At 45.5% G+C, this 671-nt stretch carries 1 pseudogene; it reads left to right on the top strand.

What is annotated here, in order from left to right:
* Positions 1-671: pseudogene (locus R7O13_RS27535) on the top strand (RNA degradosome polyphosphate kinase); the annotation flags it as partial.

Here is a 671-nt window from a genome sequence, read left to right as displayed (position 1 = left end):
AGGGAGTGACACATCCAAGCGTCTGTTAAGTAAGATGCAAGCCAAAGCCCTTAAGCTTAACGAACAATTCGACGAACTTTACAGTGAATTAATTAGAGAAATGGCACGGCGTCGCATTTTCTTGGTCAATGAGCATCAACTCGATGAAGCGCAGGAAAAGTGGATCACCAAATACTTCCGCAAAGAAGTCATGCCACATATCACGCCTTTGTTGATGAAAGATGAAATCGACGTGCTGCAATTCCTCAAAGACGAATACGCTTACATCGCCGTCGAACTGCGCAAAGAAGACCACTCTCAATACGCTCTCATCGAAATTCCAACCGACCACCTGCCACGCTTCGTGATGGTGCCAGAGCAAAAAGGCAAACGCCGTAAGACCATCATCTTGCTTGATAACATCATCCGATACTGTTTAGACGAGCTATTTAAAGGCTTTTTCGATTATGATGAGCTCGCTGGTTACGCGATGAAAATGACGCGTGATGCAGAGTACGACTTGCGTAATGAAATCGAATACAGCTTGCTAGAGCAAATGTCAGCAGGCGTAAACCAACGTTTAACCGCCATGCCAGTACGCTTTGTGTATGAGCGTGAAATGCCCGAAGCCATTCTCAAATTCTTATGCTACAAGCTGAAAATTTCCCACTATGACAGCTTGATCCCCGGTG

This window comes from Vibrio sp. Y176 (genome assembly GCF_033438945.1).
Note: the sequence above shows the minus strand (reverse complement) of the source record. Positions and strands in the feature narration are given on the sequence as shown.